General features: G+C 62.4%; 24 protein-coding genes. 11 read left to right on the plus strand and 13 right to left on the minus strand.

Annotation, left to right across the window (positions count from 1 at the left end; translation table 11 throughout):
- Positions 1-60 precede the first annotated feature (60 nt).
- From yegS to ACWHY3_RS11795, 3 genes are all read right to left on the minus strand, one after another.
- The gene (gene yegS / locus ACWHY3_RS11785; RefSeq protein WP_256961196.1) at positions 61-990 is read right to left on the minus strand and encodes a lipid kinase YegS; all 930 of its coding nucleotides are present in this window, start codon (positions 988-990) and stop codon (positions 61-63) included.
- A 198-nt stretch (positions 991-1188) separates the two neighbouring features.
- On the minus strand, positions 1189-2379 hold the full coding sequence (locus tag ACWHY3_RS11790; RefSeq protein ID WP_218776992.1) for a multidrug effflux MFS transporter: 1191 nt from the start codon (positions 2377-2379) through the stop codon (positions 1189-1191).
- Positions 2380-2449: 70 nt separating this feature from the next.
- Entirely contained in the window at positions 2450-3124 is a 675-nt protein-coding gene (locus ACWHY3_RS11795; RefSeq protein ID WP_303853024.1) for an MgtC/SapB family protein, read from the minus strand.
- Between the two features lie 153 nt (positions 3125-3277).
- On the opposite strand from ACWHY3_RS11795, the gene ACWHY3_RS11800 reads away from it, so the two are divergent.
- The 3 genes from ACWHY3_RS11800 (at position 3278) to ACWHY3_RS11810 (ending at position 5543) form a co-directional block, all read left to right on the plus strand.
- On the plus strand, positions 3278-4126 hold the full coding sequence (locus ACWHY3_RS11800) for a formate/nitrite transporter family protein (protein ID WP_087718933.1): 849 nt from the start codon (positions 3278-3280) through the stop codon (positions 4124-4126).
- A 189-nt stretch (positions 4127-4315) separates the two neighbouring features.
- A complete protein-coding gene (locus tag ACWHY3_RS11805) occupies positions 4316-4975 on the plus strand; it encodes a hypothetical protein (protein ID WP_332779545.1) in 660 nt (219 codons plus the stop codon).
- Positions 4976-5000: 25 nt separating this feature from the next.
- The gene (locus tag ACWHY3_RS11810; protein ID WP_448126622.1) at positions 5001-5543 is read left to right on the plus strand and encodes a FlgO family outer membrane protein; all 543 of its coding nucleotides are present in this window, start codon (positions 5001-5003) and stop codon (positions 5541-5543) included.
- Positions 5544-5687: 144 nt separating this feature from the next.
- Here ACWHY3_RS11810 and ACWHY3_RS11815 read toward each other — a convergent pair whose 3' ends face one another.
- Positions 5688-7391, minus strand: coding sequence for a 2-isopropylmalate synthase (locus ACWHY3_RS11815; RefSeq protein ID WP_087718930.1), 1704 nt, complete (start codon positions 7389-7391; stop codon positions 5688-5690).
- A gap of 235 nt (positions 7392-7626) precedes the next feature.
- Here ACWHY3_RS11815 and ACWHY3_RS11820 point away from each other — a divergent pair, with 235 nt between their 5' ends.
- The 3 genes from ACWHY3_RS11820 (at position 7627) to ACWHY3_RS11830 (ending at position 10152) form a co-directional block, all read left to right on the plus strand.
- Positions 7627-8124 carry an Lrp/AsnC family transcriptional regulator gene (locus ACWHY3_RS11820; protein ID WP_448126623.1) on the plus strand — a complete coding sequence of 166 codons (498 nt, stop codon included), beginning with the start codon at positions 7627-7629 and terminating at the stop codon, positions 8122-8124.
- Between the two features lie 116 nt (positions 8125-8240).
- Positions 8241-9218: a tripartite tricarboxylate transporter substrate binding protein gene (locus tag ACWHY3_RS11825; RefSeq protein ID WP_448126624.1), complete on the plus strand. Its 978-nt coding sequence runs from the start codon at positions 8241-8243 to the stop codon at positions 9216-9218.
- A 136-nt stretch (positions 9219-9354) separates the two neighbouring features.
- The gene (locus ACWHY3_RS11830) at positions 9355-10152 is read left to right on the plus strand and encodes an HpcH/HpaI aldolase family protein (protein ID WP_448126625.1); all 798 of its coding nucleotides are present in this window, start codon (positions 9355-9357) and stop codon (positions 10150-10152) included.
- Positions 10153-10276: 124 nt separating this feature from the next.
- Here ACWHY3_RS11830 and ACWHY3_RS11835 read toward each other — a convergent pair whose 3' ends face one another.
- Entirely contained in the window at positions 10277-10480 is a 204-nt protein-coding gene (locus tag ACWHY3_RS11835; RefSeq protein WP_087718926.1) for a putative motility protein, read from the minus strand.
- Between the two features lie 236 nt (positions 10481-10716).
- Between ACWHY3_RS11835 and nfo the strand changes: the two genes are divergently transcribed.
- The 3 genes from nfo (at position 10717) to aldA (ending at position 13649) form a co-directional block, all read left to right on the plus strand.
- On the plus strand, positions 10717-11565 hold the full coding sequence (gene nfo / locus ACWHY3_RS11840; RefSeq protein ID WP_087718925.1) for a deoxyribonuclease IV: 849 nt from the start codon (positions 10717-10719) through the stop codon (positions 11563-11565).
- Between the two features lie 144 nt (positions 11566-11709).
- Positions 11710-11997, plus strand: a complete 288-nt coding sequence (locus ACWHY3_RS11845) for a hypothetical protein (RefSeq protein WP_087718924.1) — start codon at positions 11710-11712, stop codon at positions 11995-11997.
- A gap of 176 nt (positions 11998-12173) precedes the next feature.
- Complete coding sequence (aldA, locus tag ACWHY3_RS11850; RefSeq protein ID WP_448126626.1) at positions 12174-13649, plus strand: aldehyde dehydrogenase; 1476 nt, start codon at positions 12174-12176, stop codon at positions 13647-13649.
- A gap of 104 nt (positions 13650-13753) precedes the next feature.
- On the opposite strand, the gene pepN is transcribed toward aldA, so the two are convergent.
- Both pepN and ACWHY3_RS11860 read right to left on the minus strand, forming a co-directional pair.
- A complete protein-coding gene (gene pepN / locus ACWHY3_RS11855) occupies positions 13754-16420 on the minus strand; it encodes an aminopeptidase N (RefSeq protein ID WP_448126627.1) in 2667 nt (888 codons plus the stop codon).
- 205 nt (positions 16421-16625) lie between these two features.
- The gene (locus tag ACWHY3_RS11860; protein WP_448126628.1) at positions 16626-17036 is read right to left on the minus strand and encodes a YbaN family protein; all 411 of its coding nucleotides are present in this window, start codon (positions 17034-17036) and stop codon (positions 16626-16628) included.
- 217 nt (positions 17037-17253) lie between these two features.
- Between ACWHY3_RS11860 and ACWHY3_RS11865 the strand changes: the two genes are divergently transcribed.
- Positions 17254-18063 (plus strand): DODA-type extradiol aromatic ring-opening family dioxygenase, encoded by an 810-nt coding sequence (locus ACWHY3_RS11865; protein ID WP_448126629.1) that lies wholly within the window; start codon positions 17254-17256, stop codon positions 18061-18063.
- Between the two features lie 95 nt (positions 18064-18158).
- Here ACWHY3_RS11865 and ACWHY3_RS11870 read toward each other — a convergent pair whose 3' ends face one another.
- On the minus strand, positions 18159-18644 hold the full coding sequence (locus tag ACWHY3_RS11870) for a YajQ family cyclic di-GMP-binding protein (RefSeq protein ID WP_110634360.1): 486 nt from the start codon (positions 18642-18644) through the stop codon (positions 18159-18161).
- A gap of 62 nt (positions 18645-18706) precedes the next feature.
- The gene (gene rimI, locus ACWHY3_RS11875; protein ID WP_322527677.1) at positions 18707-19192 is read right to left on the minus strand and encodes a ribosomal protein S18-alanine N-acetyltransferase; all 486 of its coding nucleotides are present in this window, start codon (positions 19190-19192) and stop codon (positions 18707-18709) included.
- 258 nt (positions 19193-19450) lie between these two features.
- Between rimI and ACWHY3_RS11880 the strand changes: the two genes are divergently transcribed.
- Positions 19451-20938 (plus strand): RimK family protein, encoded by a 1488-nt coding sequence (locus tag ACWHY3_RS11880; protein ID WP_448126630.1) that lies wholly within the window; start codon positions 19451-19453, stop codon positions 20936-20938.
- 15 nt (positions 20939-20953) lie between these two features.
- On the opposite strand, the gene ACWHY3_RS11885 is transcribed toward ACWHY3_RS11880, so the two are convergent.
- From ACWHY3_RS11885 to ACWHY3_RS11900, 4 genes are all read right to left on the minus strand, one after another.
- On the minus strand, positions 20954-21838 hold the full coding sequence (locus tag ACWHY3_RS11885; RefSeq protein ID WP_332779557.1) for a DUF2797 domain-containing protein: 885 nt from the start codon (positions 21836-21838) through the stop codon (positions 20954-20956).
- Positions 21826-22092: a YeaC family protein gene (locus ACWHY3_RS11890; RefSeq protein ID WP_087718907.1), complete on the minus strand. Its 267-nt coding sequence runs from the start codon at positions 22090-22092 to the stop codon at positions 21826-21828. Before ACWHY3_RS11890 ends, ACWHY3_RS11885 begins: the two co-directional genes overlap by 13 nt.
- Complete coding sequence (locus ACWHY3_RS11895) at positions 22089-22985, minus strand: rhomboid family intramembrane serine protease (protein WP_303852993.1); 897 nt, start codon at positions 22983-22985, stop codon at positions 22089-22091. Before ACWHY3_RS11895 ends, ACWHY3_RS11890 begins: the two co-directional genes overlap by 4 nt.
- A gap of 371 nt (positions 22986-23356) precedes the next feature.
- Positions 23357-24334, minus strand: coding sequence for a metallophosphoesterase (locus ACWHY3_RS11900; RefSeq protein WP_448126631.1), 978 nt, complete (start codon positions 24332-24334; stop codon positions 23357-23359).

Consider the following 24334-nt stretch of genomic DNA (forward strand, 5'->3'; position numbering starts at 1 on the left):
GGCCAGGCGCGGCCGTGCATGAAACGGCAACAGCTCCCCAGGATACCGGTGATTCTCGAGCTACTTGCCGTGGCGCAGCAGAGGACAGTTTTCTGGCACCACTAGCGGTAGTGCTTCACGATCCAGCGTGGCACGAAAATGCTCATAGCGACGCGGTTCACCATCGAGATTCAGGGGAAAGGCGCCGTCGCTGTCGAACTCGACCCAGGGCACACGCAGATAGCGCACGAACTCTCCGTCCTGGGGCAGGTTTTCGAGCTCGTCGATGATTCGCTTCAGTTCGCCCAGCGAATTGAAGTGGCGCACGAAGAGCAGCTCGAACAGACCGTCATCCAGCTTGGCAGAGGGCGCCAGCCGTTGGCCGCCGCCTGCCTGGCAGCCGTTGCCGATCGCCAGCATGAAGAGCGGGACCCGTGCTTCCCCCTCCGGCCAGCGTATATGCCCTTCGAAGGGCTGGTAATTCCAGGCTTTCAGCATGCCCATGAGCGAATACGCGCCGCCACCCAACAGGCGCTTCAGCGCGACCGGCGTCGAGGTAGTGATCTCGGCACCGAAGCCGCCGGACGCCACGTTGATGAACGCCTCGTCGTCCAGCTTGCCGATGTCCACCTGACGAACGGACCCGGTCAGGGCCAGCTCCAGCGCCGCCAGCGGTGTCATCGGCAGATTCAAGCCATGCGCGAAGTCGTTGGCGCTTCCCAGCGGCAGAATACCCAGTGCCGGACGCCGCTCGGGTGGCTGTCGCATCAGGCCGGCGACGATCTCGTTGATAGATCCGTCTCCCCCGCCAGCGACGATTCGCGCAGCACCGCCAGCCATCGCGCTCTCCACCAGCCAGACGCCATCACCGCCCTCCCAGGTCACCCGCACCTGCAGGTCGTGCCCCTGGCGGCGCAGATGCTCGACCGCTTCCCGGACCTCTGGCTGCTGGGCGGATTTACCGTTGAGAATCAACCATGTGCTGTCCTTGCCATGAGTGGCCATACCCATCTTTTCCTTTCCTGAGGCCGAACGATCACCTTCGTCGTGCCGAAATCTCTCGCTAACCGCTTCATTCTAGCCTGTTCATGCCACCGCGATGTCGAGCGCGTTAAACCTCACGCCAACGCAGCCGCCCGGGGCCGTAGCAAACGACTCGAGATGGCATGGCTGTGACAACGCTCTCGGAAAATCGCTCCGCCACCGCAATCACGCCCCGGAGTCGGCGCGCTCGGCAAGCCCTCTTGCGAGGGTCCACATCACGAGCCCGCCGCCACAGCAGATCAATGCCAGCGATGTCTGCGGCGCCAGCGGCGTCATCAACAGCAGTGTCGCCAGCGTGGCGCCGCCGCCCAGTTGAATCGCCCCGAGCAATGCCGCCGCGGTTCCCGCACGCTCGGGGAACGGCTCCAGCGCCAGGCTAGCGGCCGCCCCCAGCACCATCGAGAAGCCGATCGAGAGTATCGCCACCGGCCCCATGAAGGTGATTACCGACACCGGCACTGCCCAGTAGAGGCAGGCGATCAGGGCACCCCCACCAATGACGACGAGCAGCCCCCGCTGCACGGTCGACTTTCTTCCCCACCGAGCCATCAGTCTCGGCACGATGAAGAATGCTACCGTGCTGACCAGGGCATTGCCGCCGAACCAGAGGCTGAAGACCCACTCCGGCTGGCGCAGGCGATCCATCATGACCACCGGGGCCGCCGATACGTAGACGAGAATGGCCGCCATCATCGTGCTGACGAGCGTCGCGTAGTAGAGAAACCGCCGATGGAAAAGCACCGGACGATAACGGGACCAACGGTAGAGACGCTTTTCGATCGTCGTCCCCAATGGCCGTGTCTCGCCGAAACGCCAATACGCGCTCAGCCACAGCATCCCCGCGAACGCGGTCATGAAGGCGAAATTGCTGCGCCACCCCAGCGCCACGGTCAGTGCCCCGCCCAATACCGGAGCCAGCGATGGCACCAGCGTCAGGGAACCATTGAGATAACTGTAGAGCTTGGCGCCCTGGGTCGGCGTATAGCTGTCGCGAATGGCGGCGAAGGCGACAGTCACGGATGCACAGGCTCCCAACCCCTGGAGGACACGCGAGAGATAGAGCATCACGATCGAACTGGCAGCCATGCCGATCACTGCCGCTACCATGTAGATAGCCACGCCCCCCAGGAGTACCGGACGGCGACCAAAGCGATCGGTCAACGGCCCCACCAGAAGTTGCCCGACGCCGACACTCATCAAGAACAGGGTGATGGTCAATTGCAGCGCAGCGTAGGGACGCTCGAACTCGTCGGCCATGGCCGTCAACGCCGGCAGATAGATGTCGATCGCCAATGGCGACAGCATCACCGCACCCATCAATATCCAGAAAGCCGGACGTTCCTCGCGTGCCTGCATCACTGCCTCGCCACCATTTCAAGAGCGCCTACTCTATCGGCTGGCAAGGGAATGACAACCACTCCCGATATCAATCACCCGTGGGGGAAAGCTGAAACTCCAGCAGGCGAGCGTCGTCACGCAGATCGGCGGCCAGCGGCGGAATATATTTGCGATCGTGAGTCCGCAATATCATGCGATATTCGAACTGACGGCCCTCGTCGCGTGTGCGATAGCTCAAGCTCTCGATCCGAAACCGATGCGAAGCCATCAGATCGTGGACCTGTGCCTCGGCCATCACGGCCTGACTATCGAAACGCAGGATGCACCGGGCGAAAATCCGGCTCGGCATACGCGCTTCCACTACTCGAAACAGTGAGAGCGTCAACAAGGTCACTATCGTTGCCAATACCGCCGGGAACAGAAACCCGATGCCATACAGAATGCCCAGCGCCGACGTTATCCAGATCGAGGCGGCCGTGGTCAGCCCTCGAACCGTCAGGCCTTCCTTGAAAATCACCCCGGCGCCCAGAAAGCCGATCCCCGTCATGATGCCCTGAGCCATTCGCGTGGGATCAGTGCGGATCGTGGCTTCCGGCACCTCCGTGCCCAGCCACTGCCATTGATACATCGTGACCATCATCAACAGCGCCGAAGAAACACAGACCAGCGCATGCGTGCGAAATCCCGCCGGACGCCCGTGAAAAGTTCGCTCCAGGCCGATCAGGCTTCCAGCCAGCCAGGCTATTCCCAAATGAGTCAGCATCGTCCACGATTCCGGCGACATCCTTGGCTATCTCCTTGTCTCGTTTACGACTATCGTTTCAGCATAGCGCTTGCCGCCAGCCGTCGCAGGGAAACCTGAGGGCGACTTTGCCTGTCCAGCGCGTCTTTTCCCGCTACCGAGAGGAACGCACGCTTGACCAAACATCACGATCTCACGCCACCCAGCCGTGTCGCGAAAGACGATGAGGAACATGATCTTCATCTCAACGGTGACGAGCTGCCCTCAAAAGCGGCTGCCGTCCATGAGTTCATTCGCGAGGAAGGCGAGAAGGAACTGAGCCGCACGGTTTCCGCCCTGCTCTGGTCGGCCATCGCCGCCGGTCTCTCGATGAGCTTTTCAATGCTGGCGAAAGGCCTGCTGCGCGCCCACCTGCCGGACAACGACATCGGATTCCTGGTGGAATCGCTGGGCTACACGGTAGGGTTTCTGGTCGTGATCATGGCTCGCCAGCAGCTCTTCACCGAGAACACTGTCACCGCGGTACTACCCGTGATGAGCCAACCCCGGATCGGTAAATTCCTGTGTCTGCTTCGCCTCTGGGGCGTGGTGCTGGCCGGTAATCTGGTCGGCGTGGCCGTCTCGGCCTGGGCGATTCTGGCCCTGCCGATCTTCTCGACCCAGACCCATGAAGCCTTTCTGGCACTGGGGGAACACATCCTCGTGAACACCCCGATGCAGATGTTCGCCAAGGGCATCGTCGCCGGCTGGATGATCGCGACCATGGTATGGCTGTTGCCGAGCGCGGGCAGCGCCAAGATCTGGGTCATCCTGATCGTGACCTACCTCGTCGCGATCGGCGAATTCACCCACATCATCGTCGGTTCGACCGAAGTGATGTATCTGGTCTTCTCCGGTCACGCGGGATGGGCCGAATACCTGTTCCGATTCGGCCTGCCCACCCTGCTCGGCAATGTCGTCGGCGGCACCTTCATCTTCGCCCTGATCAGTCACGCCCAGATCCGCAGCGATAGCGACAACTGAGCCACCACCGGGCGTCTATGACCGGCGGGCGTCGACGACCGACGCGTCGGAATCCAGCGGGCGTCACAGCGGCGCCCGCTGTCATCCGACCGGTCCTCCTCCTCAAGTCCTCCCGGTAGCTCGCCGATACTGGTAATACATTCTCGAGTCCGCATCGAGACAAGATTATCGAACGGGAACCTTATCTCCATGTCATTCAAGACCTGGGCCGTCGTATTGGGTGCAACGGCGCTCTCCGGCTGCTTCGGCGTCAACACGTCGCAAGCTCCCATCGCCACCACTTATCCCATCAGCGAGCAGCAGCGCATGCAGGCGGCTCACCATTGGGAAGTGCTTGCCGAGCATGAAGCCCGCGCGATTCTTTCGGATCGAAGGCTCAGACAGAAAGCCCTCTACATCGCCCCCGAAATGCCGACGACCGCGTTCGCGGAGGGCTTCCGCGCCCTGCTGACCAGCGAACTGGTCAGCCGCGGCGCCATCGTGAAGACCCGGCCGGAAGCGGCCGTCGAGATCGACTTCGACGTTCAGGTGATCCGCCACCGCGACCGTACGGCCATACGCGAGCCTCAAGGTGCGCTGACCGCACTGGCCGCCGGCATTGCCGTCGCTACCATTCCGTACAACCACTGGACCGAGCCGGCATTAGGGCTGATTCCCGCCGCGGCAGTCGCCGATGTCTTCAGCGGCAGTTGGACTTCGGAAACGAACCACGAAGTCATCATCACGGTATCCGCCGACGAGTACGACACGCTGCTCTATTCCTCGTCGAACCTCTACTACATCAGCGGCGGCGACAGCGGCCAGTACGACCACGAACGGGGCCGCCTGGCGGTATCTTCAGACTGGTAAACGGATAGAAAGCATAGACATGACCTTGAAAAAGACCGCAAACCTAGTGGCGCTGCTGCTGATGCCGCTGCTGCTAGCGAGTTGCTCGCTGCTGGATACCACCACGCCCTCTCGAGAGGCCACTACGCTGGAACGCATAGACGACGCTGCCGGCGAGCTGATCGCCAGCGCCCGAGACCGCATCGATACCCAGCAACCGATCATCGCCACGACGCTCGTCAACGTGGACCAGCTCGGACAGTCCTCCACGCTTGGCCGCACGCTGAGCGAGGCTTTCACGTCCAGATTGGTGCAGGCCGGGCTCAACGTGGTCGAGGTAAAGCTACGCGACAGCCTGTACATCGAGGAAAACACGGGCGAGCTGATCCTCTCGCGCAACGTCCAGCGTCTGGGGCAGGATTACAATGCGGATGCCGTACTGGTCGGCACCTACGCCCAGGCCCAGAATCAGGTATTCATCAACGTGCGTCTGGTGAAGATCGCCAACCGGACCATTCTCGGCGCCACGAGCTTCTCGCTACCCTTGACCAACGACCTTCGGTACCTGCTGCCCGTCAGTTATCGTTGAGGCTCATCACGCCAGCGAACTGGCTCCAAGAACGGGCTCCAAAGAAACGAGGCGCTAACGAAACGGAGCCTAAGGAAACAGACCCAACGAAACGGGGCGCCGACATGGCGCCCCGTTCATTTATCGGACAGTCATCGAAAACGTCTAGACTTCCCTCTCCCTCTCGCGTGCCTTGTTCGGCTCGGCCTCCTTGGCCGCCAGGTTGATCCCGGCGATCAAGGCCTTGAGCGAGGCACTGACGGTGTCGCTGTCCTCGGCCACGGCGCAGACACGCTGGCCGTCGATATTGAGCTGGACGAAGGCGATGGCATTGGCCTCGCTGTCGCCGCCCAGCGAATGCTCCGCATAGTCGATGATCCCAACGCTGATACCGGAATGCTTCTGCCACGCATCGGTGAAGGAAGACATCGCGCCGTTACCCTTGCCCGAAAGACGGAGCGTCTCGGCGCCCTGCCATAGGGTCACGTCGATGCCTTCGTCCTGGCCCTTCGACAGCCGGTAGTCCGCCAGCGACAACGGCGTCTCGCTGGTGAAGCGATCGAACATCACCTGGCGAACCACCTCGCTGGACAGCTCGCTGGCCCGCTTCTCGCTCTCCTGCTGCACATGGGGTGCCAGCGCCAGCATCATCCAGCGCGGCAGGCTGATGCCGTAATCGCGCTCGAGCAGAAACGCCATGCCGCCCTTGCCGGACTGACTGTTGACGCGGATCACCGCTTGATAGTCACGGCCGATATCGCGCGGATCGATCGGCAGGTAAGCGACCTGCCACGGCTCGTCCGGCTGCTGCTTCTTGAGCGACTTGCGGATCGCGTCCTGGTGGCTGCCCGAGAAGGCGGTGTAGACCATCTCGCCGACCCACGGATGACGCGGATGGATCGGAATGTTGGTGCAGTCGTTGACCACCTCGATGATCTCGTCCGGCCGCGACAGGTCCAGCTCCGGATCGATGCCCTGGCTGTAGAGGTTCATTGCCAGGGTGACGATGTCCATGTTGCCGGTGCGCTCGCCGTTGCCCAGCAGCGTGCCTTCGACGCGCTCGGCGCCGGCCAGCAGCGCCAGCTCTGCGGAAGCCACCGCGCCGCCGCGATCATTGTGCGTATGAACGGAGATGATCACGCTGTCGCGATTCTTGATGTGCTGGCAGAAATACTCGATCTGATCGGCATGGTGGTGCGGCCCCGCCACTTCCACCGTGGTCGGCAGGTTGAGGATGCACTTGTTGTCCGGGGTGGGCTGCCACACATCCATGACCGCTTCGCAGATCCGCAACGAGAAATCGATCTCGGTGCTGGAGAAGCTCTCCGGGGTGTATTCGAAACGCCACTCCACTTCCGGATAGCGCTCGGAATAGGTCTTGACCCAGGTGGCGCCCTGCACCGCGATATCGACGATGCCATCGCGATCCATCTCGAACACCCGCTCGCGTTGAACGGTCGATGTAGAGTTGTACAGGTGCACGATGGCCCGCTTGGCGCCGACGAGGGACTCGAAGGTCTTCTCGATCAGATGCTCGCGGCACTGCACCAGCACGGCGATGGTCACGTCCTCAGGGATCTGCTCTTCCTCGATCAACCAGCGCACGAAGTCGTAGTCCGGCTGGCTCGCCGACGGAAACCCGACCATCACCTCCTTGATGCCCACCTTGACGATCTGGTGCCAGAAGCGCTTCTTCTGCTCGACGCTCATCGGCTCCAGTAGCGCCTGGTTGCCATCGCGCAGGTCTTCACTCACCCAGATCGGCGCGTGATCGAGATCACGATCCGGCCATTGGCGATCGAAGGCGGGCACACGAGGCGCCGGGCGGTATTTTCTATGGTCAAAGGCGCGATGATCGAAAGCAGACATGGTGAAATTCCTGAAGGTGAAGAATTCGGTGCGTTCCGACCGCTGATGGCGGTCCGGTCATCGTGCCGCATGGCGGGGTGTGCCATGCGGACGCATCCGCAGCTTGTGACAGCGGAATCTGACGACAGCAACAGTGTAAAGCGTTTTCCGCGACATTTTATTGCGAATGAAGGAATCAAACGAAGTATATTGGCACAATATTGCTGAAAAATAGAAAATAGAGGCAGAAAAATCCATGAACCAACCCGCACTCCTGGCGCTGGATCGATATGATCGGCGCATACTCGAACTCCTGCAGCAAGAGGGGCGTATCAGCAACCAGGAACTGGCCGACCGTATCGGCCTGTCGCCCTCCCCTTGTCTCAGGCGCGTCAGAGCGCTGGAAGAGAGTGGCCTGATCGTAAGATACCGCGCCGATATCGATGCGCGCCCTCTCGGCTACCAGCTCATGGCACTGCTGCATATCTCGATGGACCTTCACACGCCGGAACGCTTCGATAATTTCGAGCGCCACATTCGAGACGTCCCCAACGTCATCGAGTGCCTGATCATCACCGGCCAGGCCGCGGATTTTCAGCTCAAGATCCTGGTTCGCGACATGGACGACTATCAGCACCTTCTCCTGCACGTCATCAACCGCATCGAGGGCGTCACCGGCGCGCACACCAGCTTCGTGCTGCGTCGCGTGTTCGAGAATCGCCCCATCCCCACCGACCTCGTCGCCACGACCTGAGGCGCTCATCGCCACGCCATTAGACGATTGCGCAATTGTAGCGAAGACGACACCTTGCTAAGACTTTGCATGCAAAGTTCATCTTGGAAATAACAAGTACGCCAAGCGAGGTCATCATGAAACGATCAACGGCTCCCCGTCGCCTGAGTCTGTTGCTGTCCGCCGCCGTGCTGGCTTCGCCGCTGGCGCTGGCCGACTACCCCGAAAAGCCGATCACGCTGATCGTGCCCTGGGCAGCCGGCGGTGGTACCGATGCCACGGCCCGTATCATCGCCTCCTCGCTCGAGGAACAGTTGGGCCAGACGATCAACGTTCAGAATCGTACCGGTGGCAGCGGCGTCGTCGGCCATACCGCGATCGCCAATGCCAAGCCGGACGGTTACACCCTGGGCCTGGCCACCGTCGAAGTCGCCATGATGCATTGGCAAGGGCTCACCGATCTCACCTACCAGGACTTCACCCCGATCGCGCAGATCAATTTCGACTCCGCCAGCCTCTCGATCGCCGACGACTCCCCTTTCCAGAACCTCGAAGACTTCGTGACCCAGGTCAAGAACGAGACCCAGGGCACCTATACCGCGTCGGGCACAGGCCTCGGCGGCATCTGGCACGTCGCGCTCAACGGCTTCCTGATGGACCAGGACATTCCGGCCGGCAAGATCACCTGGGTTCCCAGCCAGGGCTCGGCGCCGGCCATGACCGAGCTGGCTTCCAACAGCATCGATCTGGTGGCCTCCTCGCTCCCCGAAGCGAGATCGATGATCGACGCAGGAGAGCTCGAGGGCCTCGGCGTCATGACGCCGGAAAGACTCGAAGGCTTTCCCGACATTCCCACCTTCAAGGAGCAGATCGGCAGCGACTTCACGCTGGGGGCGTGGCGCGGCATCGTCGGCCCCAAAGGGATGGACGAAGATGTCGTGGCAACGCTGGAAGCTGCCCTCAAGAAAGCCTACGACAGCGAGGCCTATCAGAACTTCATGGCCAAGCAAGGCTACGGCGTGGTGTGGCGAGATGCCGATGACTTCGCCCAGCTGATGGCCGAGGATGACGAAAAGTTCGGCAAGATCATGGACGAGATGGGCCTGACGAACTAGGCCGCCAATCCTGCAACAAGCGTTGACCCCGATCGGGCCGGAGCAGTGATTGCCCCGGCTCGTTTCATTCCGCCCGGGCTATCTTTCCCACGGCGGCTATAATTTTTCCCTCGGCGACGATAAGGAAGCCACAGCCATGCAACTCCCGCAGAACCCCTTCAAACGCTCGCTCGACGGCAATCCGCGTTATGGCTGCTGGGCCGGATTCGGCACCGGCTACGCCACCGAGATTCTGGCCACGACCGGCTTCGACTGGTTGCTGATCGACGGCGAGCATGCTCCCAACACCGTGCCTTCCGTTCTGGCACAGCTGCAGGCCGTGGCGCCTTACGCCAGCGCGCCGGTCGTTCGTACCGTCAATCACGACCCGGCGCTCATCAAGCAGCTGCTCGATATCGGCGCCCAGACGCTGATGATTCCGATGGTCGATACCGCCGAGCAGGCAGCCAGGCTGGTGGCAGCGACACGCTACCCGCCCCACGGATTCCGAGGCGTCGGTGGCGGCCTGACCCGAGCCACTCGCTGGGATAGCGTGGAAGACTACCTGGCCCGCGCCCATGAAGAGCTCTGCCTCGTGGTGCAGGTGGAATCCCGCAGCGGCGTCGACAACGCCGAAGCGATCGCGGCCACCGAGGGGGTCGACGCCGTCTTCGTGGGCCCGGTGGATCTCTCTACCGGCGTCGGCCATGCCGGCAACCCCAATCACCCGGATGTGCAGGCGATGATTCGCCACACGCTGGAAGCGACCAAGGCCGCAGGCAAGGCGGCCGGCATCCTCGCCCCCGCCGAGGCAGATGCCAAGCGTTATGCCGAGTGGGGGTTCGATTTCATCGCCGTGGGTATCGATATCAGCCTGCTGCGACAGGCGGCCGTCGAGACGATTGCCCGCTACAAGCCGGAAACGCCAAAGCCCAAGTCGAGCCTGGGATATTGAAGCGAGCCCTCACCAAGATCGCCCGGATAGTCGACTGTCCGAATGTCCGATTGCCCGAGGATACCAGCCAAAAAAACGCGCTCCCTGGAGCGCGTTCGTTGCTTGCCACACTTGCTGCCCATCGTCACGCGTAGGCGTTGACCTGGGTTCCCAGCGTGCCGGAAACCGCCAGCTCCGGCGAAGGCGACACGGAGGACATCAACTGCTGGATATGAGCGGCTTGCCCATCCAGGGACTGCTTCAGCAGGCTACCCTGCGCCTCCTGGCTCTGGTTGAAGTTCTGCAGCGCCAGGGCGGCGCCCACGGCGGCATTGACTGAGGTATCCATCGCAAACTCCTTGTTCCGAAAGCAGGTCGTGCGTTTATTGGTCTTGCGGTCTTCGGTCCATCCATCAGGCTATCGGCCAGTCCGTTCGTCAACTTTAACGGCGCAGCCCCCGCCTCGAAAGGCCCCCGGACGAGGATCGCGTGCCGGCTCGATCTTGTCCTCGGCTCCAGCGCGGGACGCCGCCACGAGGCGGCTGTTAAACTGCGAGCGCTCATCCCCCAGGACCGGATCATCGTATGAAATACATCGGAGCCCATGTCAGTGCCGCGGGCGGCGTCGACCAGGCCGTGAGCCGCGCAACCGAGATCGGTGCCAATGCCTTCGCGCTGTTCACCAAGAATCAGCGCCAGTGGAAGGCCAAGCCACTGGAGGAGACCACGATCGAGGCGTTCAAGGCGGCCTGCCGCGCGCAGGGTTTCGGCCCGGCCCAGATCCTTCCCCACGACAGCTACCTGATCAATCTCGGCCATCCCGACACAGAAGGTTTGGAGAAGTCCCGCGCGGCGTTCCTCGACGAATGTCAGCGCTGCGAGCAGCTGGGGCTGGAGCTGCTGAACTTCCACCCCGGCAGCCATCTCAAGAAGATCAGCGAGCGCGACTGCCTGGCGCGAATCGCCGAGTCGATCAACGAGGCTCATGCCGCGACCCGATCCGTCGTCGCCGTGATCGAAAATACAGCCGGTCAGGGCTCCAACCTCGGCTTTCGCTTCGAGCAGCTGGCCGAGATCATCGAACGGGTCGACGACAAGGATCGCGTCGGCGCCTGCATCGACACCTGCCACGCCTTCGCCGCCGGCTACGATCTGCGCACCGAGGAGGACGCCGTCGCCATGCTCGACGATTTCGAGCACGTGGTGGGTATTCGCTATCTGCGCGGCATGCATCTCAACGACGCCAAGAGCGAGTTCGCCAGCCGGGTCGACCGTCACCACAGTCTGGGCAAGGGCAACATCGGCCTCCCCGCCTTCACCGCGCTGATGCGCGACAACCGTACCGACGGCATTCCGCTGATTCTGGAAACCATCGAGCCCGAAATCTGGGCCGAAGAGATCCAGTGGCTGCGCGGTCAGCAGCGTACCGACTGACCTTCACTGACTGACCTTACCGACTAACCTTCATTGACGAAGCTTCTCCGGCGGGCTTCACGAATGGCTCGCCGATGGCCGGCCATCACAGGCTGACCCCGGACCCCGCATTCCCAACCCTCACGCCCAAGGAACCTGCTCGACATGGATGGATTCTTCAACTGGCTTGGCGAAGCGATCGGCAACGTGATTCGCACCGTAGTCAACGGTCTGCACGCCATATTCGGCAACCTGTGGCAGGCGATCGACGGCTTCGTCGACGGCCTGACCGGCTCGCTCGGCATCAGCGATTCGATCTTCAGCATCGCGGCACTGGTGGTTGGCGTGCTGCTGCTGATCAGCGGCATACGTTCACTGATTCGCGGCGGCATCGTCGGCGGCATCGTCTGGCTGCTGCTGGGGCTGGTGATCCTGAGCTGGCTGATTCGCTGAGCCGGGTGCCTGCCCGTTTATATCGATTGACGGGAAGGTATGCCTATTCCTGCTAGATCAACGCGATCTCCTTGTCATCTATCCTTTCGTCTACCACCTTGAATTTACAAGGTCACACCGATTGGTGACCGATCGACGACAGGATCCGTCGCCGCATCAGACAAGGAGACATCACCATGAGTCAGTCACTCAAATCGCAGCAGAACGGCGTCGACGTCTACAACCAGTTCATCGGTGGCAAGTGGCTTACCGGCGACGGTGAGCTGTTGGACGTCCTGAACCCGGCGACCGGTGAAGTCATCGCCCGAGCGCAGTTGGCCGATGAAAAACTCGCGGATCAGGCTCTGCAGGCGGCACAAAAGGCTTTTCCCGCCTGGTCGCGCAAGACTGCGGTGGAACGCGCCGACTATCTCTACCGTCTGGTCGATCTCCTCCAGGAGAATCGTGATCGCCTGGCCAGGTTGATCACCACCGAACAGGGCAAGCCGCTCTCCGAATCCGACGCGGATGTCGGCATGTGCTGCGACCTGATTCGCTTCGCCGCCGAGAACACGCGCCGTCTGGAAGGCGACATCATTCCGGCGGACGATCCCGACGAGCAGATCTGGATCCAGAAAGTGCCGCATGGCGTGGTGGTCGGTATCACGGCCTGGAACTTCCCCGCCGCGCTGATCGGTCGCAAGCTCGGCCCGGCCCTGGCGGCAGGCAACACGATCGTGCTCAAGCCGTCCGAGGAGACGCCACTGACCGCGCTGGAGATCGTCGAGCTGGCGCGCCAGGCCGGCATTCCGGATGGCGTGGTCAACCTGGTCAACGGTCGCGGCCGGGACATCGGCAATCACCTGATCCAGAGCCCGATCACCCAACTGATCAGCATGACCGGCAGCGTGCGCGGCGGCCGCGAGATCAACAAGGCGGCCGCCGAACACCTCAAGATCGTGCGACTCGAGCTGGGCGGCAAGGCGCCGTTCATCGTCATGGACGACGCCGACCTCGATCCGGCCGTGGATGCCGCCATCGCCTCGCGCTACAACAACTGCGGTCAGGTCTGTACCTGCAACGAGCGTATGTATGTCCAGTCCGGCATCTATGATCGCTTCCTCGAACGTTTCAAGCAGCGTGTCGAGGCTCTGAAGGTCGGCAACCCGCTGACCGACAAGGATGTCGACATGGGGCCGAAGATCAACGCCGCCGAACTCGACAAGATCCACGACATGGTCGAGCACGCCCAGAGCCAGGGCGCGCAGCTGTTGACGGGCGGCAAGCGTCTGACCGGCGGCGATTACGACAAGGGCAACTACTACGCTCCGACGATCCTCACCAACGTCGACAACGACATGGACATCATGAAGGAGGAGATCTTCGGCCCGGTGGCTCCGATCATGAAGGTCGATAGCTTCGAACAGGCGATGGAGTACGCCAACGCCTCGGAGTACGGCCTTTCTGCCTATGTCTTCACCCAGAACGTGAAGCAGCTGATGGCACTGACCCGCGAGCTCGACTTCGGCGAGATCTACGTCAATCGCGGCGGCGGCGAATCGGTCCAGGGCTTCCACAAGGGCTACCGCAATAGCGGCCTCGGCGGCGAGGACGGCAAGTACGGCCTCGAGGCTTACGTCAAGAGCAAGACGATGTACGTTCACTACGCCTGATCGGCTTTCGGCATTCGCAACGACAACGGCCGCGATTTCCATCGCGGCCGTTTTCTGCCTTCGCTTTGCTGCCTTCGTGTTCCTACCTGAACGTCATCACTCTATCAGGCATCCGCCAGCGCCCGCTCGACCATCTCGTAGACGTTGGGCGAGAGCTTCTCGGCGCGAATGCGCTCTAGCTCGGCTTTCATCAGGGCCTGACGCGTCTCGTCGAAACGCTGCCAGCGCGTCAGCGGCGTGATGATGCGCGCGGCGATCTCCGGATTGAGGCGGTTGAGCTCGATCACCACATCGGCCAGCAGCTTGTATCCTTCCCCGTCGAGCCGATGGAAGTTGACCCGATTCTGGGCAAAGGCCCCGATCAGGGCGCGCACCTTGTTGGGGTTCTTCATCGAGAACAGCGGATGCCCCATCAAGAAGCGCACGCGCTCCAGCACGTCGGCCTGCGGCCGCGTGACCTGAATGGTGAACCACTGATCCATGACCAGCGGATCGTGGGCCCACTTCTCGCCGAAGGCCTTCAGCGCCGGTTCGGCCAGATCGGTCCGATCGCTGTGAGCCAGCAACGTCAGCGCGGCGCGCACGTCGGTCATGTTGGCGCCCTGTTCCAGCTGTCGCTGCGTCAGGCTGACGGCCTCGTCGTCTTCGATACTCATCAGGTAGGCCAGCGCCACGTTCTTGAGACGACGCAGGGCGATCTGCTCTGGCGTCGGCGCGTAGGACTCGTCGCTCAGGTTGTCGCGGTAGACGGCGAGGAACTCGTCGCGCAGCTGGTAGGCCAGCGACTGGCGCACGAATTCCCGTGCGGCATGGATCGCATCGACGTCGACCGTCGGCTGCTGTTCGGCGATATAGGCTTCGGACGGCAGCGTCAGCATTTCCGCCAGCACCGCCTTGTCGTCGCCGGGCTCGTTGAGCAGGCTGCGATACGCCTCGATCAGGCGCACGTCCATCACTTTCTCGACGCCGTTTCGATGCGCCGCGATCAGATCGTCCAGCGCCAGCATGGTCAGCCGCTGGCCGGCATCCCAGCGATTGAAGCCGTCGGAATCATGCGTCAGCAAAAAAGCCAGCTCTTCCCGCGAATAGGGGTAGCGCAGCTTCACCGGCGCCGAAAATCCGCGCAGCAATGACGGCACCGGCGCCTCTTCGACATTGGTGAACACGAAGGTCTGCTCCGCTTCACGCAGATGCAGCACGCCGTCCTTGCCCAGATCGGCCGGGCTCTCGCTGCCGTTATCCAGCTTCAAGGTCAGGTCGTGGCCGGACTTGGTGCCGACCAACCCCATGCGCACCGGAATGTGCAGCGGCAGCTTCTCGGTCTGGCCCGGTGTCGCCGGTGTCCGCTGGGAGAGGCGCAGATGATATTCGCACTTGGCGTAGTCATACTCGCCATGGGCATCGATCTCCGGCGTCCCCGCCTGGGAGTACCAGCGCAGAAACTGATCGAGATCCAGCCCGGAGACTTCCGCCATGCAGGCGACGAAATCCTCGATCGTCACCGCCTGACCATCGAAGCGTTCGAAATAGAGATCGCTGCCGCGGCGGAAATCTTCCCAACCCAGCAGGTGGCGCAGCATGCGCACCACTTCCGCCCCCTTCTCGTAGATGGTCAGGGTGTAGAAGTTGGAAATCTCGATGTAGTGATCCGGGCGAATCGGGTGCGCGGTGGGGCCGGCATCTTCCGCGAACTGCGCGGTGCGGAAGAACGAGACGTCCTCGATCCGCTTGACCGGCGCCGAGTTGACATCGGCGGAAAAGGTCTGGTCGCGGAAGACGGTGAAGCCCTCCTTCAGCGAGAGCTGGAACCAGTCGCGGCAAGTGACGCGATTGCCGGACCAGTTGTGGAAGTACTCATGGGCGACGATGCCCTCGACGCGCTGGAAGGCCGCATCGGTTGCGGTTTGCGGATGCGTGAGCACCGCCGCCGAGTTGAAGATGTTGAGGCCCTTGTTCTCCATCGCCCCCATGTTGAAGTCGTTGACGGCGACGATCATGAAACGGTCGAGGTCGTATTCGCGGCCGTAGGTCTCCTCGTCCCACTGCATGGAACGCTTGAGCGACGCCATGGCGTGCTCGGTCTTGTCGAGGTTTTCCGGCTCGACCCAGATCTGCAGCAGCACGTCGCGACCGCTCATGGTGGTGTAGTGATCCTCCACCTTCTCCAGGCTGCCGGCGACCAGCGCGAACAGATAGCTGGGCTTGGGATGCGGGTCTTCCCAGGTCACGAAGTGGCGGCCATTGGGCAACTCGCCCTTCTCCACCGGGTTGCCGTTGGAGAGCAGCACCGGCAGCGACTCTCGATCGCCGATCACCGTGGTAGAGAACGTCGCCATGACGTCCGGCCGATCGGGATAGAAGGTGATCCGGCGAAAGCCTTCCGGCTCGCACTGCGTACAGAACATGCCGTTGGAACGGTAGAGCCCTTCCAGCGCCGTGTTGGCGTCGGGATCGATCTCGACTTCGGTATCGAGCCGGAAACGCGCCGGCACCGAGGTCACGGTCAGCTTGTCTTCGTTGACCTCGAACTCTCCGGCCTCCAGCGTCTGGCCATCGATGGCGATACTGATCAGCTTGAGCTGCTCGCCGGCCAGTTCCAGCGGCAGGCCGGACTCTTTGTCATCGGGCTCGCGATCCGGGTGGCGTTCCACGTGCAAGCGCGCCTTGACCCGGGTTGCGGACGGCTCGAGATCGAAGGTGAGCTCGGTGTGCGTGACGCGGTACGCCGGCGGCAGATAATCCTTGAGATAGGTCGCTTGCATCTCAGACATGGCAACGCTCCTTGCAGAAATGAGTAGGTCGAATCAGCAGCTCGAACCCGTGACAATAGTCAGTAACCCGAATGGGTCGACAAAGCCTGCCGATCGACGATCGGAAACCATTCTACCCACGTCACCGGAACGATATCGAATCGATGTCGCGACGCAGGAACGTGGGCAGTGCAAGGGGGAGGGAACGGCGGTGTCTATCGATGAATCAACGCCGCTCGGGGGCCTCTTCCGACCACACGCCACGTACCGGGCACTGGAGGCTCGGCAGCGGGCGGGTCACGATCCAGATCGCCAGCCCCGCCAGGCCGACGATCAGGCCGATCTTGAGCAGCCAGTGGGAGACGGTAAAAGCGATAATCAGGCACGACACGCTGAGCATGATCACGGCCATGATCTTGGCGTGCTTGGGGATGGCGCGCTCGCGCTCCCAGGATTGGATCGGCGGGCCGAAGCGCGGGTGATTGCGAATCCAGCCGGCGAATCGGGGGGACCCTCGCGAGGCGAGCCAGACCGCCGCCAGCATGAAACACGTGGTCGGCATCACGGGCAGGAAAAGACCGATCACGCCCAGCGCGAAACTGATGGCGGCCAAGGTGACATAGATGGCATTACGCATGCCGAACATCCCCACTACGATTGGTCGAGGCGCCACCCGAAGAGGACGCTTGGGTCAATAGTGTAAACCAGCCTTTACCGTGCTCTCCAACGTCCGGCGATGGAAAAGGCCAATATTGACGATAGGGAAACCGTTCATTCGCCAGGTGACGGCTAGTGCCGCCGCGCCATCGGCGTAGGCTTCGGCGTAATGCCCCTCTATCTCTGGAACGGACATCATGACCACGCGACAGGTACTCTATCTCTCTCACGGCTCCCCCGACCTCAGTCTGACCGACCACCCGGCACGCACCTTCCTGAAGGAACTGGGCGGGCGTTTGCCCAAACCGTCCGGCGCGCTGGTGATCTCGGCACACTTCGAGACACCCGGGCTGGTTGTCGGCGGCGCCAGGCAGCCCGAAACCTGGCACGACTTCCACGGTTTCCCCAACGCGCTTTATCGCATGCGTTACCCGGCCCCCAGCATGCAGGAGACCGCCGAGCGGTTGGTGGCAGCACTCGCCGCCTCGGGTATCGAGGCGCAACTGGACCCCGAGCGGGCGCTGGATCACGGCATCTGGTCGCCGCTATCGCTGCTCTGGCCGCAGGCGGACGTTCCGTTGATCCCGATCAGCGTGCCGACACGGACGAGCACACCCGCCCAGCTCGAGATCGCCGCAGCACTGGGACGCTGGGCGCAGCAGAACGACTTCATGCTGATCGGCTCCGGTGCCGCCACTCACAATCTCGGTGACCGGCACTTCGTTCACGACGCGCCCGACGCGTGGGCCAGGCGATTCCACGACTGGGTCATCGACATCGCCGCACGCGGCGACCTGAAAGCGATGCAAGACTGGCAGGCAGCGGCCCCGAACGCACGTTACGCCCACCCGACGCCGGAACATTTTCTGCCACTGCTGATGTGCCTCGGCGCGATGGAAGGCCAACCGCTTCGAGCGCTTCACGAGAGTTTCATGTACGGCAACTTGAGCATGTTGGCGCTGGGGAGCGAGGATTTGACGCAACGGCTCGATAGCGCCGCCGCGTAAGCGTAAGGGGCTCCACGAGGGGATGGCCGGGACATCGAAGGGTTCGGACGGGTGTTGCCGAGTATCTCGGCAACACCCGGCGTCGGATCGGGACGTCAGTCCCGGAAGTTGTCGTACTGTAGCGGCAGATCGGGGCCGTCTTCGCCTTTCAGCAAGGCGATCGCCTGTTGAAGGTCGTCGCGCTTCTTGCCGCTGACGCGAACCTTGTCGCCCTGGATCGCGGCCTGGACCTTGAGCTTGGAATCCTTGAGCAGCTTGACGATCGCCTTGGCATCGGGCTGTTCGAGGCCCTGCTTGAGCTTGATCTGCTGGCGCGCCTTGACGCCGGAAGTCTGGGCGTCCTGGATATCCATGCAGCGCGGGTCGATGCCGCGGGCGATCAGCTTGTTGCGCAGCACGTCGATCATCTGCTGGAGCTGAAATTCGGCATCCGCCTCGATCGAGACGGTCTCGCCTTCCAGCGTGAAGCTGGCGTCGACGCCGCGAAAATCGAAGCGGGTCTGGATTTCACGATTCGCCTGGTCGACGGCATTGGTCGCTTCGTGGCGATCGAATTCGGAAACGATGTCGAAAGATGGCATGAGCCTCGGTCCTCAATCAAAAGTGGAGCCGCGATGCGACCAGAATCGGTCCGCGGCCGGTATCAGTCGGCAGCCGGCGCGTCGAGCGACTCGGGCGGGTCGAGTCGCTTATCCATCTGCCAGGCGGCACAGCCGTCGGCATAATAGTCCTCCAGCCAGCGATGAGCGATGAACCCCATCCGGCGGTAGAGCCCCATCGCCACGCGATTGTCGGCGCGAACTTCCAGCAGCATGCGCTGGCTGCCCCGCTCTCGCGCCGTATCCTCCAGCGCCTGGAGCAGTTCCCGTCCCAGGCCGGTACCGCGAGCGGCCGGATCGACGCAGAACGAGTAGAGTCTGGCCGTGGTGCTGTTGCGCCGGAATAGTAGCGTGCCGTAACCGATGACTCGCTGGTCTTCGGCGACCGCCAGCAGATTGGCGGCGTTGGCCCGGGTCAGCAGGTGTGCGAGTTGGCGGCGGCTGAAGCGATCACTGTCAAAGCAGCGTTCTTCCAATTCATACAAGGCGTCGCAATCGGCAGGCAGGCCGTAGCGAATGGTGCGGAGCATGCGTGCGCTCTCATCTGATTCATCTGGGATCTGGGTGCAGCCACGGCCTTCGTTCGATCGGGACCGCGCCGGTGGCCCGTCAGGCGGGCAGTCGCCGAGGCGATGACGCCGACGATGCTGAAATTATTTCACGCCGGCAACGACTTGTCGCCGCCTTCACATCATCGCATGCTATTTCCCTTTTGCAGCCCCGGCAGCTTGCCGTATCCACCGCCGACCACCCCAAGGGGAAGATGTCGGAAAAGGAGCCACCGATTCATGTCACGCCTGCGTATCGTCGTCGATCGCCTTGCCGACTGGCAACCTTACTACCCCTCCGAGGATCTGATCAGCGCCGACGAGTTTCTCGCGCTGGACGGTGCAGCAACGGCGGATGATGCCACGCACGTCATCAACCTGTGCGCCAATCTCGACTATCTGGAAACCGGCTATTACGTTTCGCTGCTGGCCCAGGCGCGCAACCAGCGTGTTCTGCCCAGCGTGGAAACGCTCAACCAGCTCTCGCGCAAGGCATTGATCGACATGCAGCTGGCCGCCATCGACCCGCTGTTGATGGAACTGAACAAGCGCGGCGTTCTTGAGGGCGAATCCTTCACGCTGCGCGTCTTCTTCGGCGAGTGCCGGGAACCGGAGCTGCAGCGCCTGGCTCGTCGCCTGTTCGAGCGTCTGCCCCACCCGCTGCTGGAAGCCCGCTTCGAGAAACGCCAGAACGTCTGGCGCCTGGCGCGGCTCAAGCCCATCGCGCTGACAGCGCTGCAGTCCGGCGAGGAAGACCTGTTCGCGACGGCGCTGAACCGCCATTCGACCCGGGTCTGGCGCACGCCACGCGCACGCCGTCGCTATCGCTTCGATCTGGCGATCCTGATCGATCCGGAAGAGAAGTTGCCGCCCAGCAACAAGGGCGCGCTCAAGCGTTTCATTCGCGCCGGCCGGCGCCTGGGCATCGATGTCAGCCTGATCACCCATCGGGACGCCGGCCGACTGGCCGAGTTCGACGCCCTGTTCATCCGCGAGACGACCCGGCTGGACCATCACACCTACCGCATGGCCAAGAAGGCCGAACACGAGGGGCTGGTGGTGATCGACGATCCTCAGTCGATCCTTCGCTGTACCAACAAGATCTTTCTCCACGAGCTGCTGGGCACCCATAAGGTTCCCGCACCTCGCGGCCAGCTGCTTCATCGCGGCGACATGAGCCGGCTCGACGAGAAGCTCGCCCATCTGGACTATCCACTGGTCCTGAAGGTGCCGGACGGCGCCTTTTCCAAGGGCGTGGTCAAGATTCGCTCACGTGAGGAGCTGGAGGCGGAGGCGCCCAAGCTGTTCGAGGCTTCGGCGCTGCTGCTGCTGCAGGAGTGGCTGCCGACCGACTTCGACTGGCGCATCGGCGTGCTCGACGGCCAGGTCCTCTTCGCCAGCCGCTACTACATGGCTCGCGGCCATTGGCAGATCTACGACCACTCCAGCGGCAAGACCCGCAGCGGCGGTTTCACTACCCACGATCCGTCCGAAGTGCCGCCGCAGGTGGTCAAGGCGGCGCTGCGGGCGACCAAGCTGATCGGCAACGGCCTCTACGGGGTCGATCTCAAGCAGATCGGCGATCGCGTGGTAGTCATCGAGGTCAACGACAACCCCAACCTGGATGCCGGCGTGGAAGACGTGGTGCTGAAGGATGCGCTCTACGAGCAGGTCATGTCGGTATTTCTGAAGCGCATGGAGCGCCAGCTCGAGCACAAGCCGCGCTGATCCGGCCTGGCGTCATCACGCGGCCTCGGCCGTCACCGAGACCTGATAACCGGCGAACTTGCGCAGGTTGATGACGCCGGTATCGAGGATCATGTACTGCCCCTTGAGCCCCATCAGGGTGCCTTCGACCATCGGCGACTTGTCGAGATTGAACGAGACGATCTTGCGCGGCCATTCGAGCACGGGATAGTCGATCGTCAGTGGCAGCGCATCGTCGACCGTTCGAATGGCATCCTCGCCGACACGCTGGCGCAGCGCTGCCAGCCCCGGTGCGAGCCGGGCCAGCAGGCGGTCACGCTCGGCGGTCAGATCGAGCGGCTCGACCTCGCCCTTGAGCATCGCCCGCCAGTTGGTGCGATCGGAGACGTGCGACTTGAACAGCGTCTCCACCAACCCGGACTGCTGTCGCGTGTCGACATCGAGAATCGGCAGCGCCTGGATCGCCCCCTGGTCGAGCCAGCGCGTCGGCGTATTGGTGCCTCGCGTGATACCGACCTTGAGGCCCGAGGCGTTGGCCAGGTAAACGGTATGCGGGCGGAAGCAGTGGCGTTCGCCCCAGGCCGGATCGCGGCAGGTGCCCTGAAAGTAGTGACAGGTCTCCGGGCGCATCATGCAGAGATCGCAATGCGCCAGCGAGGAAAAGCAGGGGTAGCAATGCCCCTGACCGAAGCTCTTGCGCGTGGCGCGCCCGCATTCGACGCAGTGGATCTCGCCAGTATGGTGCAACCGGACACGCTGCCCCAGCCAGGCATTGAGCCCAACCCGCTGCTCGCCGGCCCGCAGGGTGTAGTCCGCCTGGCCGTTCTCTGCCGGCAACCGGATATCGAGCTTGCGGAGCTGGCCGCTGGCAAAGCGGCCGGACTCGCTCGCGACCTGCGCGGCCGGGATCAGTTGATCCATTTGACCGCGGCTTCCTCGGCGGAGGCGTGATTGCCGGAGGCGCATTCGTTGCGCTCGAGATAACCGACGCGCTGTTCCGCCGGCACCTCATGGATCATTTCGTACTTGATGACCGCTTCCAGACACAGCTCGGTCTGCTCGGTGGTCAAGCGGCGGCCGTCGGGCCATTTACGCAACTGAATGGCCTGCTTGAAATTCTCGTACATCTCTTGGGTCATCTGCGCGACCATGCGGTCGAAATTCATCTCGCTCACTTATTTTCTCCTGAAGAGCTTTCTCCTGAAGCGTCGTGCCCGGCGCCTCCCGATGCATTGCGGCTGGCGAACCAGCCCATGAACAGCCCGATCAGCAATCCGCCCAGATGCGCCTCGTTGGCGACGTTACCGAAGCCGAAGGCCCCGGCAAGATCGGTCATGGTAAAGACCATCCAGACCAGCATGAAGACCATCAGCATCTGGGGCACGAAGAAGCCGCTTTCCGGCCGGCGGCGAGACATCAGCCACACGTAGCCGAGCAGCGCATAATCCACCCCCGACATGCCCCCGAACAGCACGATGCCGGTGACGTACTGCGCCAGGTTGGAAGCCAGCATCGCGATTAGCACGATGAGGCCGAGCCGGCGCCATCCCTGGATCGCTTCGACCTGACGGCCGAAATACCATACCCACAGCATGTTGAAGATCAGGTGCATCCAGCCGAAGTGCAAAAGCGCCGGCGTGAACAGACGCCATATCTGGCCGCCGGCCAGGGTGTCGGAGACGAGATCCCCCGCCACCAGCCGCTGGCCGACGATGTCGAGCGGCACGATGGTGAAAGCGCGAACGATGGCATCGCCCGCGAAGATCATGGCCAGGAAGATCAGCACGCAGACGGCGATCAGCCCGGCCGAGAGCGGTGCCTGTCCGAACGCCTGGCGGGTGATACCGGGCCGACGCCGTGGTGCTCCGGTCGTGGAAGCGGTGTCCAGCTCCCCCCGGTGCCAGAGCTCGATCAGTCGCGCGGCCGCGTCTCTCTGATCGGGATCGGCAATCCACAGCACCTGCCGATTCTCCTGATGCGTGAAGCGATGGCCGATGTGGTGCGCCCAGAGCGCCTGCCTCAGAGGACGCGTATCCAGATCGCCAGGCAGTTCGAGGAGTTTGTACATGGAAGATGTCCGACCCGCTTACCGAGAGAATATCGAGAAGCCCGATGCTGAGACGCAGGGCGCTGAAGCCCAGCATGGAAATGTCATGGAGCGCGAACCCGTGACGGGTTCGAAATCGCCATTCTACAGGCACCGCGAAATTTTACAGACCCAACAAAGAAAAATCCGGCGGGAGGGCCGCCGGATAAGAGCAAGGGATCATTCAAGGGAACACTGACTTTGAGGGTCGTCAGTGGCAGGAGTTCCCACGCGCAGCGAAAAATTTCCCATTCTTTCCCTAATCCGTTTCATTTAGCGGTAAAAAAGCCGCCAAATCAGCCTCCTACGGCCAATGTAAAAAAATGCAATTTAACTGATATGCCGCAACGGTATCAGTCACGAATCCCTTCCTGTGACACGTCGACCCAGACGAAGCGATTGGCATCGAGCCGCGACTCCCCTTCCCAGCGATAAGCCACCAGCCGGCCGTACTTCACCGCGCTGTAATCGAGGCAGGCGATATTCGATCGCGGCAGCGCCGGTACGCCCTTGCACCAGTAGTGCCCCACGAACAGTGGCGGCGCCGATTCCGGGTAGTAGGTCAGCCGTTCCCGTTCACTGTCGTCCAGCGGGCGATCCTCGAGTCCCAGCGGCAGATTGTCGGGCTGGAAGACCACATCCCCGTAAGTGCGCGGGTTTCGACACCAGAAATGGGTACGGAACGAGCGCCGCGTGAATCCGTCCCCCGAACGAATCTCGACGCCAGGCGGCAGCGGCATCTGGGTGCCCCGGGTCAGGCGATCCAGCACGCGGTGCGCCAGGCTGCCATGCCGTGTCGATTCGACCAGGAAATCGCGGTCGATTCGGGCATCGGGGCGCCGCGCAAGAAAGGCGGCGATCAACGGCTCGTCCCAGCAGGCATGTACCACACGCAGGCCATCCAGATCGAGGCACAGCGGTAGCGTCATGAACCAGGAAAGGCAGGTTTCCCACTCCAGCGGAAAATCGTGAAACTGCTCCAGCGTACGACCGATGATGCGATTGTTGCGCGGGGTATGATCGCGAAGCCATTCGCGCTCGCTGTCGCTTGGCGCCTCGTGACAGTAGGCCAGCGCGTTGGCTTCATGATTGCCCATCACGATATGCGCCTCGCCGGCGTCGACCATGCGCTTGGCAACGGAAACCGCCAGCCGGATGGTGGGCCCGCGATCGATCAGGTCACCCAGAAAGATGACCCGGCGGCGCGGGTGGCGAAACACCCCATCTTCTGCCCGGTATCCGAGCTTCTCCAGCAGCCTGACCAAGCTCTGGCCGCAGCCATGAACATCCCCGATCAGATCGTAGCCATCGACATCGCTTTCCTGCGCCAT

This window comes from Salinicola sp. NYA28a (assembly GCF_976982775.1).